Origin of the sequence: Pseudomonas sp. BF-R-26 (assembly GCF_019947395.1) — a bacterium.
GTDB classification, from domain to species: domain Bacteria; phylum Pseudomonadota; class Gammaproteobacteria; order Pseudomonadales; family Pseudomonadaceae; genus Aquipseudomonas; species Aquipseudomonas farris.
On the sequence record NZ_JAGYGK010000013.1, the window covers coordinates 149,171 to 164,124 of the forward strand.

Below are 14,954 nucleotides of genomic sequence, written 5' to 3' on the forward strand. Positions count from 1 at the left end.
TGGCTTGCCCGCGAAGGCGACAGCCCGGTCAATAACCCTAGCCAAGCAATCCGCGCATGATCAGAAACAGCAGCGAAGGCCCGAGCAGGCAGCCCAGTGCGGTATAGAACGCCGCCGTCAGGCATCCATAAGGCACCAGCTTCGGATCAGTCGCCGCCAACCCGCCGGCCACACCGCTGGAGGTGCCCATCAACCCACCGAAAATCACTGCACTGCGTGGATTGTTCAAACCGATCATCGGCGCCACGAACGGCGTCATGACCATGACCAGAATCGCCTTGATCAGCCCGGCCGCAATCGATAGCGCCATGACTTCCGAACTGGCCCCGATAGCCGCGCCTGTCACCGGCCCGACGATATAAGTCACCGCGCCCGCGCCGATGGTGGTCAGGCTCACCGCATCGGTATAACCAAACGCCATGGCGACCGCGACACCTGCGATGAACGACGTCCCGACACCCACGAACAGTGCCAGCACCCCGACGAAGCCGGCTCGTTTGAGCTCATCGACACTCACACCGAATGCCGTGGCGACAATGGCGAAGTCCCGCAGCATGGCTCCGCCGAGCAGGCCGATACCCGAGAGCAACGGAATGTCGACCACACCTTTCTGGCCACCGGTCAGCGCGCCACCGATGTAAGACAGCAGCAGGCCCAGCAGGATAGCGATGGCCGAACCGTGCAGGCGGCCTTTGGTAAATGTGTTGGAAATCCAGTAGGACAGCCACATGGTTACGCCGACAATGGCAAACCCACTGATCAGCCCGTAACTGGTAATCACCTTCATCATCGATTCGTACATGGTGATCACCCTACTGTTTTTGGTGGAGTGACAGGTTCAGGCGCCTTGTTGCCGATGCGCACCAGTACCGGTACCAGAGCGAAGGCAATGGCCACTGCCACCGTACCGGCCAGGATCGCCATCGGCCCACCCTTGAGCGCACCGTAGACGTTTTGCTGCGCGGCCATGGCAACCACGATCGGGATATAGATCGCGCTCCAGAACTCCACACCCTGCTCGGTCTTGCCTTTGAACCAACCGCTTTTGTTGAGGTAGCTACCGAGCCCGATCAACAGCAGCATCGCAATACCGACGCCGCCCACGTTGGCCGGCACGCCAATCAGCTTGCCGAGCAGTTCGCCGATAAAAATACCCGCCAGGGTACAAAAGGCGAGAAACGCCACACCGTAAATAATCATTGTTGTAGTCCTCAAAGTGCATCGTCGGAATTGTTGTTTTTGTAGTTCGCAGCCTGAGTCGGTGATCTAGGGTTGGCGGCTTCCCTCCTCACGCAACAGCGCCTGCAAGGTATCAAGCCGCGCACCGTCGAAGGCAACGACGGTGCCCTGCTCGAACACCCGGCGCGCCAGCCCGGTCAACACCGCACCGGGCGGCAGTTCGATCTGTAGACGTACGCCACGCTCGTAAGCGCTTTGCACCGTGCCGCGCCAATCCACCACACGGCACATGTTGAAGGCCAGGTCGTCGCGTAACGCCTCGGGATTGATAACAGGCCGGGCGCGACTGCCGCTCAGATAACCCAGGATCGGCGTTTTCAATTGCACCTTGGCGAAGGCTTCGGCCAGGATTTTCGCCGGAGCTTCCAGCAGCGGACAGTGGGACGGCACGCTGACCGCCAGACGCTTGGCCAGCCCGGCACCACAACCTTTCGCAAACTCGGCAACCGCTTTCATCGCACCATCGCTGCCGGCGATGACCACTTGGTTATCGGCGTTGATGTTGGCCAGGTAAACCGGCGTGTCGAGGCTATGAACCTGCGCCAGCAAACCTTCCACCGTCGCCAGATCCAGACCGATGATCGCGGTCATGCCATAGCCCTGAGGATAAGCCTGCTGCATCAGTTCGCCGCGCAGGCTGACCAGATGCAGTGCATCACTGAAGCTCAAGGCGCCGGCGACCACCGCCGCCGGGTAGGCGCCAATGGACAATCCGGCCACGTAATCCGCGCTCAATAACAACTGACGTGAAGCGGCCACTCCGGCGATCAGCAGGCACAGCTGAACCGCCCTCGTCGACTGCAACGCCTCGGCAGAATCGAGCAACAAAACATCTTCACCCAGCACCTCGCTCGCCTCGATCAGCGTTTCCCGAGGCAAACGATGGAGCATGCCCGGTTGCTGCGCGCCCTGGCCGGGGAACACCAGCAAACTGCTCACGCTGCTTGCTCCTGCGGGTTCCAGGGATCGGTGACCAGGCAGGCGACCTGAGCGTTTTTGAGCAGCACCCGTTGCGACGGACCGGCCCATTCGCGCAGAGCCACGGCGCCATTCGGCGTCTGCAATTGCATGTCGACCAGACATTCAGCGGTGCCGAGAAGCGTCACCAACTCTTGCGCTTGAAGTCGGCTCAACGGTTGCGGTGTACGCAGAATCAAATCCAGATCGCTGCGCTCATGCAACGCCGCAAAACCGCTGGCCAATTCAAACCCGGCGCTGCCGCTGACACCCCACACCCAACCGCAGGTGTCGAGTATCGGCCGCAGTTGCGCCAGCGCTCGCAACGCCGGCAGATCCCGAATCCTCTCGACATGACACAGCTCTTCCGGCCTTACCCGACGCGAAATCGCTGTGATCGCCATCGACGTTGCATAACGCTGTTCACGCAAGCGTCCGCGCACGCCGACCGCGATTTGATCCGGCGCAGTTATCGCGCGCCGAACCACCACCGGCTGACCCGCGCTGATCGACTCGATCACCCACGCAGGCGCATCCGCAGGCAACTGCTCCGGGGTCATCCCCCACAGCAGGTCGTGGGCCAGAAACGTGTTCACCACTGCTCTCTCAACAGTTGGCGAACCTTGCTCGACGCGGCGCGATTGCTCGCACCCAAGCGACTACTCAGATCGCGATGACCGGCGTCAACATTTTCAATCGCCTGAACCAGACACTCATTCACCCGCGCCAGATCCGCCGTCGTCGGTTGTTCGATCTGATCCACCGACAAGGTTTCCCAAAGCAAACCCAGGCTGGCAAAGCTGTCGATGTCATAGGCCATCGGCGGCACGCTGGCGGCCAAGGCTTCAAGTTCTTCGACACTGCGCAATGTCACCCGCGCCGCCGACGCCTTGCCCATCGCATGCACCATCACGCCCGGATCGCGCAGCGCGATCAGCCGGTTGGCCTGATAACCATGAGCGAGAAACGCCCCGGACATCGCCTTGCCCACCAGCAAACCAATCACCACATGCCCGGCCAGTCGGGCGCGGGCATAACTGTCCGCAGCACCGGCCAAGGCTTGATGAATGCCGAGGGCTTCTTCGCGTCGGCCGTAAGCCTGGCTCGGCACATCGACAATGGCGATCAAGGCGCGTTTTTGAGGCTTGTCGTTATCCGCAGCAATAACGTCATCCACCGCTTTGGCCAGGCCCCAGCCTTCCAGCAAACCGACCTCGCCATTGCGGGCACGGACGAAGCGGTTGTCGGGGTCGGCCACCACCGCGATAAAACGCGCAGGCTGCTCACCCAATAAACCATCGGCGACTTTCAACGATGCCGGTAAACCCTCGACCGGTTTCGCGCCGGCACTCAGGGCGTTGAACCAGTTCAAGCCTCTCAGGGAATACGAACTCATGAGCGCTCTCCTTGATACAGATCGCGAACCGTCGCCGGCTCGATTTGTGGTTCGGCGTCCAGACTCGCCAGCCGTTGCAGGAACCATTCGGCCTGGCGACTGCGTTGTTGCGCCGGCAAACCCTGCTGGAGCAACTCGCTAACCTGCTGCTGAATCTGCGCTACGTCGTCAGCGACATAGCGATCCGCCAACCCACTGGCGAACCGTTGCTCACCACCGGTCAGGCTCCAGATAAACGGCCGGTCACGGGAGTCGTATTCCTCAAGTCCGGCTTCCTGCTCGATCACTTGGGGGCCGTTGAGGCCAAGGCGCGCTTCCTGAGTCACCAGCAAATAGCTGCACAACCCGGCGGCAATCGACATGCCGCCAAAACAGCCAACGCTGCCGGCGACTACGCCGACTACTGGCTGGTACTGGCGCAGATCGACAATTGCCGCATGAATATCGGCAATCGCCGCCAGCCCGAGATTGGCCTCCTGCAAACGCACGCCTCCGGTTTCCAGCAGCAACACGGCGCGAGTAGGAATGCCTTTGCGGTTGTCCTCGGCGGCCAGTTCCAGCGCACCGGCAATCTTCGCCCCGCCGACTTCACCCAGGCTGCCGCCCTGAAACGCACCTTCGATGGCCGCGATCACCACCGGCAAACCACCGAGGCTGCCCTTGGCGATCACCACGCCGTCATCGGCTTGCGGCACCACGCCCTGGCGTGACAGCCATGGCGACATGACGCGCTGAAACGGGTCGAGCAGTTCACGAAAAGTACCCGCGTCGAGCAAGGCTTTCGCTCGTTGCCGGGCGCCGAGTTCGACGAAGCTATGCCTTTCAAGGAATGGGTTGAGAAGCGCTGCGCTGTCAGTCATGGTTGATCTCCTCGAAGCCTTGTTCCAGGCGCAAACGCACCACGCCGGGAGTGGCGCCGAAATCGTGGATATCAATCGCCATCGCGGGCGGTGTCTGGCCGTCGAACATCCGCGCGAACAGATGCTGCCAGCGTTGTTCACTGCCGTTGACCGAGGTCTGCACCTGGATCGTCAGCTTGCCCGCCAGCCCCGGTTCGATCAGCACTTCCAGATCGCCCGAGCCCACGCAGCCCACCAGCGCCCTGCCCCGAGGCGGCTGCCCGGCGGGGAATTCAAAGGATAAGGTTTCCATCAAAACGCTCCCTGGAAGATGCCGTCGCCCGAGTCGATACGATCGATAAACAGGCAGGCTGCGAGCAAGTCCGCAGCGCCACCGGGCGAGGCATTCAACGCGATTAATTGTTGGTCCAGCTCATGCAAACGGCGGCGGCCAGCCAGGCTCGCACTACCGCCGGCGTCGAGCACCGCTTGGGCGCCGAGTTGCATGGTCTGCAGGCCGAGCTCGCCTGCGCGGTAGAGCACGCAGGTGTCGGAGAGATGGGTCATGATCGCCAGCAAGGCGTCGAGCCGAGCGTTCTGTTCACCATGGCCGGCGGCGCGGCTGAGTTTGAGTTGCGGCAGTGCGCGTTGAATCACTGCAGGGAAACCAAGCTGTGCTTCTTCGCGTGCACCGCGAGCGCCGTAACGCTGGGCGACTTGGGCGCCATGGCTCAGAGGACGCGGCGCGTAACGGTCGTCGAGCAAGGCCAGACGTGCAGCGCGCAAGGTCACGGCGCTTGCTTTGGTATTCGTGCACTCCAGCGCGGCCGCAGCGACCAACAGCCCCAACGCCCAGATCGCCCCACGATGAGTATTCACACCGTTGGTGGTGGCGAGCATCGTTTGCTCACCGTCACGACCAATCCGCCCAAGGGCTTCGCGCAGGGGTAAACCGACTTCGCCAAACTCGATGGCCGCTTCTGCCATTGCCTTGAACGCCGGCCACAACGACAGCGCCGAGGCGTGCATCAGGCTCAGGTGTAAATCGGTGTGCGCGCCATTGCCGCGACGGTCGACCAGCGCCGGTTTCGGCGACAGATCCGCTTCGTCGATCAGCGCGTCCACCGCCAGGTCCGCCAGCCGCTCAGTCAGGGTTAAAGGTTTCGGTTGCAGATTGAATGCGTGCATTACCAGCTCCTGAACTTGGCGGGCGGGTTGTAGAGGCCACCGGACCACTCCACCAGATCGGCCACGCTTTTCGCTGCGAGCAGCTCGCGGGTGGCGTCGGTGCGGCGGATGCCGAGGTCTTCGGGCAAGGCGATCAGGCCTTCGCGGCGCATGCGGGCGGTGTCTTTCGGGTTGTGGCGCAGGCCGATGGCAGTCACCCCGGCGACAGCGGCGATCATCGCCTGACGCTCTTCGAGGGAACGGGCCTTGTACAGATAGGCGATGCCTTCTTCGGTGAGCAGATGGGTGACGTCGTCGCCGTAGATCATGATCGGCGCCAGCGGCATGCCGCTTTTCTTCGCCACGTCCACCGCGTCGAGGGTTTCAACGAAGGTCGGTTTGCCGCCCTCCTGGAAGGTCTCGACCATTTGCACCACGAGTTTCTTGCCGCGTTCCAGCAACGCTTCGGGTGCATCGTCGTGACGCATGTCGAGCCAGGCCGGCGTGCCATGGCGGCGACCGCGCGGGTCGTGACCCATGTTCGGCGCACCACCGAAACCGGCCAGCCGTCCACGGGTCACGGTGGAGGAATGGCCGTCGCCGTCGACTTGCAGGGTCGCGCCGATGAACAGGTCCACCGCGTATTGCCCGGCCAGTTGGCAGAACATCCGGTTGGAACGCAGTGAACCGTCGCGGCCGGTGAAGAACACATCCGGTCGAGCGGCGATATAGTTTTCCATGCCCAGTTCAGTGCCGAAGCAATGCACGCTTTCGACCCAACCGCTTTCGATGGCCGGGATCAGGGTTGGGTGAGGATTGAGCGTCCAGTTGCGGCAGATCTTGCCTTTCAAACCGAGGGACTCGCCGTAGGTCGGCAGGATCAGTTCGATGGCCGCGGTGTTGAAACCGATGCCGTGGTTGAGCGACTGAACATTGTGTTTTTCGTAGATCCCGCGGATCGCCATCATCGCCATCAACACGTGCACAGGCTTGATGTGTCGTGGGTCGCGGGTGAACAGCGGTTCGATGTAGAACGGTTTGTCAGCCACCACCACGAAATCGACCCAGGATGCGGGAATGTCGACACGGGGCAGTTCGCTGACGTCGTCCACCAATTGGTTGACCTGGACGATGACGATGCCGTCGCTGAAGGCGGCAGGTTCGATCAACGCGGGGGTGTCTTCGGTACTCGGGCCGGTGTAGATGTTGCCGGCACGGTCGGCCATGAAACCGGCCGAGAGCACGACGTTGGGAATCAGGTCGACCACCAGCCGCGCATAGAGCTCGATGTAGGTGTGAATCGCGCCGATTTCCAGCAGGCCGTCTTCGAGCAACTGGCTGATGCGCAGGCTCTGGGTGCCGGCGAACGAGAAGTCGAGCTTGCGGGCGATACCACGCTCGAACAGGTCCAGGTGCTCGGAACGCCCGACGCTGGGCATGATCATGTGCAAGTCATGCAGCTTGTCCGGATCGGCCTTGGCCAGGGAGCGGGAAAGGAAGTCCGCCTGCTTCTGGTTATTACCCTCCAGCACCACACGGTCGCCAGGCAGAATCAACGCCTCCAGCGCCGCAACGATCTTGTCGGTGGGCAGCACCACACCGTCGGCGAAACCCCGCACCAGCTCGAGACGCCGCTGCTTTTCGCTGCGCCGCCGCGTCCATCGCGAGTCGGGGGATATTGTTGTTGTCATGACCACTCCACGGGTTCGCTGTCGTGGGAGTCACCTTAGGAGCGTTAGGTGGGGGGCATCAATCAAGCAGAGTGGTGGATCGTTACGGTCAGGGTAATGATCGACAGAAGACCTCTGTTGCCAGTACCGGCCTCATCGCGGGCAAGCCCGCTCCCACAGTGTCCGTGTCGTGCTCAGATCCTGAGTCATCCACAATACCTGTGGGAGCGGGCTTGCCCGCGATGAGGCCAGAACAACCCCCGCAGCTTTCGATGACGAAGATTTCGTCGCTCATGGCAGAAAGCAAACAACCGATAAGTCCCAAAATAGGACCAATCGGTCCCTTTTTGGGAATCTTCAACCTAATGCAGAAACCTTTGTGGCAAGCCCCCTCACCACAGGGAGGTCCGACCGCTTGGGGTTTTGTGTTTAAAAGTTTGTCCGCAGGAACGGTGAGAGGCTACGCAGTCTGGCGTCGCTGCCTACAGCAATGCCGGAACCCGCTGACTGGTGCGGTTTGGCGTTGATCTTTATCGTTTGTGTGTCGCTGCCAATTCAGCGACCGGGATTGGAAACCCCGACGAGCAAACGGCGTGAAAGCGCCACTCATGACGTATGCTTGCGCACCTTTAAAGTGTGCACTCCGTTATGGCGGCTGTGCGCGGGAGACCTTCGGGTCAACCGGGTTGCCGTTTCCCGGGTTTCCAGCCTGCGTACAGCTGCCACCCCTTCGTTCGGAAACCGAAAGGGCCAGCTCCAAACCATAAGCGGAGAATCACTATGTTCAAAGCTACTCCCAATCCCCCGGAAACCGACACCGATTCCCAAGCATCCCTCGATGCAGAAAAAATGAAGGAAGCCGCCGACCGCGCCTTTTCCCATTACTTCCCGTCACCCCACGAAAAACCCGCCAAACGCCGTAAGTCCCAGCTCTTCACCGTCTGCCCCGACATCGACACCGAAGCCCTTCTGGCCAATGCCTCCGAAGACCTGCTGTCCATCAGCGCCATTGCTGCCGACCTGGCGGACGATGTGGAAGGCTCACGCCGCTCTGTCGCCTTGGCACTCAGCCGTTTGGCAGATGGCGTGCAGTTGTTGGTAGAGCGAGTGCTGGATCATCATGAGTCGTTGCAGATGAAGGCTCAGGCCGGGGTTTAGCAGCCAGGTCTTTGGTAAGTTGAAGGCCGCCTTCGCGGGCAAGCCCGCTCCCACAGTGTCCGTGCCTTGCTCAAATCCTGAGTCATCCACAATACCTGTGGGAGCGGGCTTGCCCGCGATGAGGCCGGTGAAATCACCACAATATCCGGATCAGTTGGCTAAACCAGCCGTAACCAACAACTCCTCCAGCGCGAGCAAGTCAGGCACCTTCGCCACTTGCTCCCCCACCTGCACCGCCGCCTGTTCCAGTGAACACAACGGCACATCGACATAGCTCAGCTGACTGTCGAGTTTGTAAGACCGCGGAATCCCCTGCACCAGCAGCGCAATGAACTTCAGCTCAGGCCGCCCGCCGAGGGCGTTGAGGATGACGATCCGTGCTCGCTCACCAATCACCACTTTGTTGCCACACGCCGACTCGAAACTAAGCAACGGAATCTGCCGTTCCCGCCATGTCACCCGCCCCAGATACCACGGCGGTGTATCGAGATCGAAAGCCCCCGGCTGATAGTCGATGAGTTCAGCGACAGCGACGTTGGGCAGGATCAGGTTGCGATCCGCCAAGGGCAGCAGCAGACCAGTGAGGTTGCTGGAGCGGTGTTCATGCATGGGTTTTGCTCCACCGGGCGATGCTGTCGAGCAGCACCGATTCCTGGTATGGCTTGCCGAGGTAGTCGTTAACGCCGATGGCCATGGCGCGGTCGCGGTGTTTCTGGCCGGTACGGGAGGTGATCATGATGATCGGCAGATGGCGCAAGCGCTCCTCGGCGCGCACCTGGGTCGCCACTTCGAAGCCGTCCATGCGCGGCATTTCGATGTCCAGCAGCATCAGGTCGGGCATGTGTTCTTCGAGCAGCAACATGGCGTCGACACCGTCCTTGGCGGTCAGCACGTTCATGCCGTGGCGTTCCAGCAGACGGCTGGTGACCTTGCGCACGGTGACCGAATCGTCGACCACCAGCACCAGCAACGGCCGTTGCGACTCGGGCTCTACGTCCTGCGTCACCGGTCGTTTCGGCACCTGCGCTTGCATCGCACGGATCGGCGCCAGCAAGTCGAGAATCAGCACCACCCGGCCATCGCCGAGAATCGTCGCGCCGGACAAACCCTGCACCGCGGCGAACTGCGGGCCAAGGCTTTTGACCACGATTTCCCGGGTGCCGGCCATAGCATCCACCTGCACCGCGACGTGTCGCTCGTTGCATTGCACCAACAACACCGGCAACGGCAGGCTCTGGCCCAGCAGTTTCGGGCGAGTGCTGGTTTTCAGCAGCTCGCCGAGATAGCACAACTCGTAACGTTGCCCGGCGTATTCGTAGGTCGGCGGATCGAGCCGGTAATGCCCTTCGAGTTCGTTGGGCAACACCCGAACGATGCCGTCGATGGTGTTCAGCGGGATCGCGTATTGATCATCCCCGCACAGCACCATCAACGCGCGGTTGACCGACACGGTGAACGGCAGACGAATCCGGAAATGCACGCCCTGCCCCGGCACAGAGTCGATGGTCATGCCGCCGCCGAGCTGCCGGACTTCTTCATGAACCACGTCCATGCCGACGCCACGCCCGGAGATCTGAGTGATTTTCTCGGCAGTGGAGAACCCCGGTTGCAGGATGAATTGCAGCACGTCGCGGTCGCTGATGTTGCTGTCCGGGTGGAGTAAACCGCGCTTGATCGCCTTGCGCCGCACGGCGTCCAAAGGCACGCCGGCACCGTCGTCGCGGATGTCGAAAATGATGTCGCCGCCCTCTCGGGACAAATCCAGGGTGATCTTGCCTTGGGCCTGTTTACCCGCCGCGATTCGCACCTCGGCCGATTCCAGCCCATGGTCGACGGCGTTGCGCAGCATGTGCTCCAGCGGCGCAGCCATGCGTTCGAGGACGTTGCGGTCCATCTCGCCTTCGGCGTTGCCGACGATGAAATCCACGTCCTTGCCCAGTTCGCTGGCGACCTGCCGAACGATGCGTTTCAAACGCGGCAGCATTCGCTCGAACGGCACCATGCGCGTACGCATCAGGCCTTCCTGCAATTCGGTGTTGATGCGGCCCTGCTGTTGCAGCAGGTTCTCCGCGTCCTGATTACGCCGCTCGAGGGTTTCCTTGAGGTCAAGCAGGTCGGAGGCAGACTCGAACAGTGCCCGCGACAACTGTTGCAGCTGCGAGTGACGGTCCATCTCCAGCGGGTCGAACTCTTCATAGCCCAGGCGTTCAGCCTCGACTTGCTGACGGCTGAGAATTCGCCCCTGAGTTTCGGTATCGAGGCGGCGCAACTGGTCGCGCATGCGTTCGATGGTGGTTTCCATCTCGCTCAGGGCCACCCGTGCATCGTTGACCTGTTGTTCGATGCGGCCACGGAAGATTGAAGTTTCCCCGGCCAGGTTGACCAGGTCGTCGAGCAACTCCGCCGAAACCTTGACCGTGTCGGTGCCTTCCGGTTGCAACGCGGGTGGCTCGGCTTTGGGCGCTACGGGCAGCGTTACGGGTGCCGATGTTTCGGGCACTGCCGGATGGCTGAAATTCTTGATCGCATCGATCAGCCGATCGGCCGGCGGCAATGGCTGACCGGCGCGGGTGGCGTCGAGCATCTGCGCCAGTCGGTCATGGCTGCGTTGCAACAGCGAGAACAGCTCGGCGGTGGGTTGCAGCACGCCCGCCGACAAGCCTTCGTAGAGGAATTCCAGTTCATGGGCCAGGTCGCCAATCGGCACAATCTCCACCATCCGCGCGCCCCCTTTGAGGGTGTGCAGATCGCGCAACAGTGTTTCCACTTCCTGGCGATTCGACGGTTCGGCCTGCCAGCGCAACAGTGCCGCGCCGGAGTTTTCAATGATGTCGAAACCTTCCTCGAGGAAGATCTCCAGAAGCTCGGGATCATGACCCGTCGAGTCATTGCTGACCACTGGCTCGATCACCTCGGCGCTGCCGGCATTGCCCTGGCGAAACTCACGAATGGCCGCGATCAACTCACCCGGATCACCCAACGGACGATTGTGCTGTAACTGATCAAGGAACATGGCCAGTCGGTCATGGCTCTGTTGCAGCAACTGCGCCAGCGCTTCGCTGTGGCTGTAACGGCGGTCCACCAGGCCTTCGTAAAGGCTTTCCAATTCATGGGCCAGATCGCCGACCGGCTCGACCTCGGCCATCCGCGCACCGCCCTTGAGGGTGTGCAAATCGCGCTGCAAGGACAACAGCGGCGCGGCGTTGTCCGGGTCACTCAGCCAGCGTTGCAAGGCCTGGCCGGCGCTTTCGAGAATATCCACCGCTTCTTCAAGGAAGATCGAAACGATTTCGTCGTCCAGCTCCACCTGCGTTGCGGCTTGCTCCAGCTCGGCCGTGGCGCTGCCCAGCTCCCGAATGCTCAGGGTGCGGCTGCCGTCACTGCGGATCAGGCCCATGGAGGATGGATCGAGACTCTCATCGAGCAAACCGCGCAAGGCCCGAACGCGCTCCGGTTGCGCAGTGACTTCCTGGCCGGCGGCCAGTTCGTCGAGCATGTTGATCAGCGCTTCATGGGCACTTTGCGCCTCGTGGAAAAACCTGTCGCTGACCGCCAGGCTGCTTTCTTCCACCGCGCCATAAAGGTCGAGCAATGCTTCGCAGAGCTCATCCACCGGATGCAGATCGGCCAGGTGTGCGCCTTCGCCGAGGGTGGTCAGTTCGTCCAGCAGCGCGCTGAGTTCCTGCCGCTCGCCGGGATGTTGCTGCCAGCGCTGCAACAGGCTTTCAGCGTCCAGCAGGATGTCCATGCCTTGGGCGAGGAAGTTGTTGATCAGTTGCGGATCGCGCTTGATGCGCTGCTTCGTATTGGGCGTGCTCAACAGGCTTTGCAGACGCTCGGCCAGCAATGCCTTGGTTCGCTCGATCAGCGAGCGAGCGTCGGGGATTTCAGCCAGCGGGTCGCTCTTGAGTTGTCGCAGCCCAAGGCGGAACAGCCCTTCGGCTTCCAGCAGCAATTCGACTTCGTCCAGATCAAGGGCAATTCGGTGCGCCTTGTACTCCCGGGCCAGTTCATCCAGCGACGCCGCCAGCTCGGCAATCGGCAGCACGCCGGCCATCGAGGCGCTGCCCTTCAGGGTGTGCAACGCCCGCTGCAACTCGTCGCTGGCCTGAAGCGGTACGTGTTCGGAGGCTTGGTCGAGGAAACGGTTGAGGCTGCTCAAATGGGTTTCGGCTTCGTTGCGGAAGATCTCCAGCAACAGTGGATCGAGCGCCGCGACATCCTGCACATCGTCATCGGACACTGGTTTATCACCCTTGGCGAGGGCATGGGCGCGGGCGGCCAATTGATCGACATCGTTGCGTTGGCGCTGGGCGTTGGCGGCGAATTCGGCCACCAGATCCGGCATCAGCTTCAGTGCATCACCCACCAGTTGTTGCACCGCAGGCCCTGGTGCAACGCTGTGTTCAAGCACGCGATTGAGCAGGTTTTCCACCGCCCAGGCCAACTCACCCAGCACCAGCGCACGGACCATCCGGCCACTGCCTTTGAGGGTGTGGAAGGCGCGACGTAATTCACTCAAGACCGATGTGCTGTCGGGATTGGCCGACCAGCGCGGCAGATACTCCTCGAGAATTTCCAGCACTTCGTCAGTCTCCTCGAGGAAGACTTCCCGCAGCTCATCATCCACCGGTTCTTCACCGGCGGGCGGCGGCAACAGGCTGCCCGGCGTGGTCAGGGCTGGCGGGTTGACGGACGACACCGGGCTGGCCAACACATCGGCCAGAGACTGAACTGTTTCGGGGTCGTCCAGTTCCTGCATGTCCTGCATCACCAGGGCTTCATTGGGGCTGAGTACATCCTTAAGCATCGGCACTTGCTGTTCGCTGGGGAAGAAGCCGAGTGAGGCCAAGCCTTTTTCCGCGACGTCGAGCAGGTGTTCTCCCGGTGCTTCGGGGTCGTCGCTGAGGCGCTCCAGGTAATACTCGATGCTGGTGATGACGTCGGCCAGGCTGTCCAGTTGCTGCCAGCCGGGCTGGTCCGGATCCACCAGCAGATGCTCGCGGATGAAGCCGTTGCAGGTCTCGACCAGGCTCGCCGCGCGGGCCAGCGGAATCATCGCCAACGCACCGCGCACCTGGGTCAGCAACGCCGGCAAGGGTTGCAAATGCTGGCGGTCCCAGTCGGCGTCGATGTAGTCGACGATCATGTCCTTGGCCTGTTGCAGGCAAATGCGCGCTTCCTTGATCACGATCTGATGGATCTGCGTCAGATCGGTGGTCGGCAGACGGCTGTCTTCCTGGCTTTCCGGCTCCACGGTGCCGACCATGCCGGCCAGGGTCGCTTCGACGTAAAGCAAGGCCCCGGCGACGTCCATGAGGGTCGCGTCGTTGGGTTCACGCTGGCCCTGAGCGAGGCTCAGCACCACCGCCAGTTGGTCGATGATGACCTTGCGCGGCTGGCCGAAACCGAGCACCGCCAAGGTGTCGGCGATTTGCCGCAGGGGCGCCAGCAGGCTTTCGAGGTCCGAGGTGTGCTGGCGGTCGCTGCGCACGAACAGGTCCAGGCGCTCCTTGACCCGCACCAGCTCTTCGCACAGCGCCGACAATACCGAACGCATGGCGTCGCGGTCAGGGCCGGCCAGCCGTGCCCGTTCTTCATCGACCATCGCGCCGTCGGGTAGCGCATCGTCAAGTGAGTAGCGATCTTTCATGGTCAGCATCTGCCCGGTGGGGTGTTCGGCCTTGGCAATATAGAACAACAAACTCTTGAGCAGCTCCGGCGGTGCCGGTTGATTGATTCCGGGCATACCCTGTTCGAGCAAACGCTTGAGCTCTTTGTCGGCGTCCTTGAACAGGCTGCGCAACGCCGGGCTGTTGGCGATCGAGCCATTGCGCATGCCTTCGACCAGTGCCGAAGCGACGTGCCATAACGGGCTCAGCGGCGCGTTGTCGCACAGCACTTCGAGGCGCGCAAACACTCTGGCCAGATAACCGAAGTGGGTTTCGTCATCCTGCCCGCGCAACAAACCGACCAGGGCCATCTGCAACATCTGCCGTAACTTGCGCAGCACATTTGGCAAGTCGGACGGTTCCAGCAGCGCCAGAGCTTCTTGGCTCAGGGGCGGCAGCTCCAGCAGTTGCGGGCTGAACAGGCTGGTTTCCGATAACAGGCTTTCGCCACGGGCGCTGCGCAGGTCGTTGATCAGCGGCAACACCACCAGCGGCAAATCACGACGGGCGCCTTGCACCCGGTCGAGGTAAGTCGGCAATTGCCCCAGGGCTTGCAGCAACAGATGGATCGCCTCGTCGCGATGGCTGACGCGGTTCTGCTGTAAGGCGCAGGTCAACTGCTCGATCTCTTCGGCGAGCAGGGCCGCGCCGTAAAACTCGACCATCTGCAAACTACCGTGAACCTGATGGACACAGGCCAGACACTCACCCAGCGTGTGCGTCGCCTGCGGGTCGTCGATCAGGGTTTCGATCGCCTGATGAGCCTGTTTCAGCGTTTCGGCAATCTCGCCTTTGACCCACTCGAGGGCCACATAGTCGTGCCGATCACCCATAACTACTCCAATCAAATGCATAC

Annotated in this window: 12 protein-coding genes; 1 reads left to right on the forward strand and 11 read right to left on the reverse strand. The window is 61.7% G+C overall.

The annotated features are described in order from the left end of the window. Positions 1-37: 37 nt before the first annotated feature. The 9 genes from madM to mdcA all read right to left on the reverse strand — a co-directional run bounded on the left by madM (position 38) and on the right by mdcA (position 7,289). Positions 38-802 (reverse strand): malonate transporter subunit MadM, encoded by a 765-nt coding sequence (madM, locus tag KGB18_RS20465; RefSeq protein ID WP_123500490.1) that lies wholly within the window; start codon positions 800-802, stop codon positions 38-40. A 5-nt stretch (positions 803-807) separates the two neighbouring features. Beyond that, entirely contained in the window at positions 808-1,200 is a 393-nt protein-coding gene (gene madL / locus KGB18_RS20470; RefSeq protein WP_052965014.1) for a malonate transporter subunit MadL, read from the reverse strand. Between the two features lie 66 nt (positions 1,201-1,266). Next, positions 1,267-2,178 (reverse strand): malonate decarboxylase subunit epsilon, encoded by a 912-nt coding sequence (mdcH, locus tag KGB18_RS20475; RefSeq protein ID WP_123719671.1) that lies wholly within the window; start codon positions 2,176-2,178, stop codon positions 1,267-1,269. After that, a complete protein-coding gene (locus KGB18_RS20480) occupies positions 2,175-2,795 on the reverse strand; it encodes a malonate decarboxylase holo-ACP synthase (RefSeq protein WP_223570381.1) in 621 nt (206 codons plus the stop codon). The genes mdcH and KGB18_RS20480 overlap by 4 nt, the downstream gene beginning before the upstream one ends. After that, complete coding sequence (mdcE, locus tag KGB18_RS20485; protein WP_223570382.1) at positions 2,789-3,592, reverse strand: biotin-independent malonate decarboxylase subunit gamma; 804 nt, start codon at positions 3,590-3,592, stop codon at positions 2,789-2,791. Before mdcE ends, KGB18_RS20480 begins: the two co-directional genes overlap by 7 nt. Continuing rightward, positions 3,589-4,452 carry a biotin-independent malonate decarboxylase subunit beta gene (locus KGB18_RS20490; RefSeq protein WP_223570383.1) on the reverse strand — a complete coding sequence of 288 codons (864 nt, stop codon included), beginning with the start codon at positions 4,450-4,452 and terminating at the stop codon, positions 3,589-3,591. Before KGB18_RS20490 ends, mdcE begins: the two co-directional genes overlap by 4 nt. Continuing rightward, positions 4,445-4,744 (reverse strand): malonate decarboxylase subunit delta, encoded by a 300-nt coding sequence (locus KGB18_RS20495; protein ID WP_201061752.1) that lies wholly within the window; start codon positions 4,742-4,744, stop codon positions 4,445-4,447. Before KGB18_RS20495 ends, KGB18_RS20490 begins: the two co-directional genes overlap by 8 nt. After that, positions 4,744-5,619: a triphosphoribosyl-dephospho-CoA synthase gene (locus KGB18_RS20500; protein WP_223570384.1), complete on the reverse strand. Its 876-nt coding sequence runs from the start codon at positions 5,617-5,619 to the stop codon at positions 4,744-4,746. Before KGB18_RS20500 ends, KGB18_RS20495 begins: the two co-directional genes overlap by 1 nt. Further along, positions 5,619-7,289: a malonate decarboxylase subunit alpha gene (gene mdcA / locus KGB18_RS20505; RefSeq protein WP_201061749.1), complete on the reverse strand. Its 1,671-nt coding sequence runs from the start codon at positions 7,287-7,289 to the stop codon at positions 5,619-5,621. The genes KGB18_RS20500 and mdcA overlap by 1 nt, the downstream gene beginning before the upstream one ends. 759 nt (positions 7,290-8,048) lie before the next feature. Between mdcA and KGB18_RS20510 the strand changes: the two genes are divergently transcribed. Then, complete coding sequence (locus KGB18_RS20510; protein WP_223570385.1) at positions 8,049-8,426, forward strand: DUF6124 family protein; 378 nt, start codon at positions 8,049-8,051, stop codon at positions 8,424-8,426. A gap of 150 nt (positions 8,427-8,576) precedes the next feature. On the opposite strand, the gene KGB18_RS20515 is transcribed toward KGB18_RS20510, so the two are convergent. Both KGB18_RS20515 and KGB18_RS20520 read right to left on the reverse strand, forming a co-directional pair. Beyond that, a complete protein-coding gene (locus tag KGB18_RS20515) occupies positions 8,577-9,035 on the reverse strand; it encodes a chemotaxis protein CheW (RefSeq protein WP_123719680.1) in 459 nt (152 codons plus the stop codon). Continuing rightward, complete coding sequence (locus tag KGB18_RS20520; protein ID WP_223570386.1) at positions 9,028-14,931, reverse strand: Hpt domain-containing protein; 5,904 nt, start codon at positions 14,929-14,931, stop codon at positions 9,028-9,030. Before KGB18_RS20520 ends, KGB18_RS20515 begins: the two co-directional genes overlap by 8 nt. Positions 14,932-14,954 lie beyond the last annotated feature (23 nt).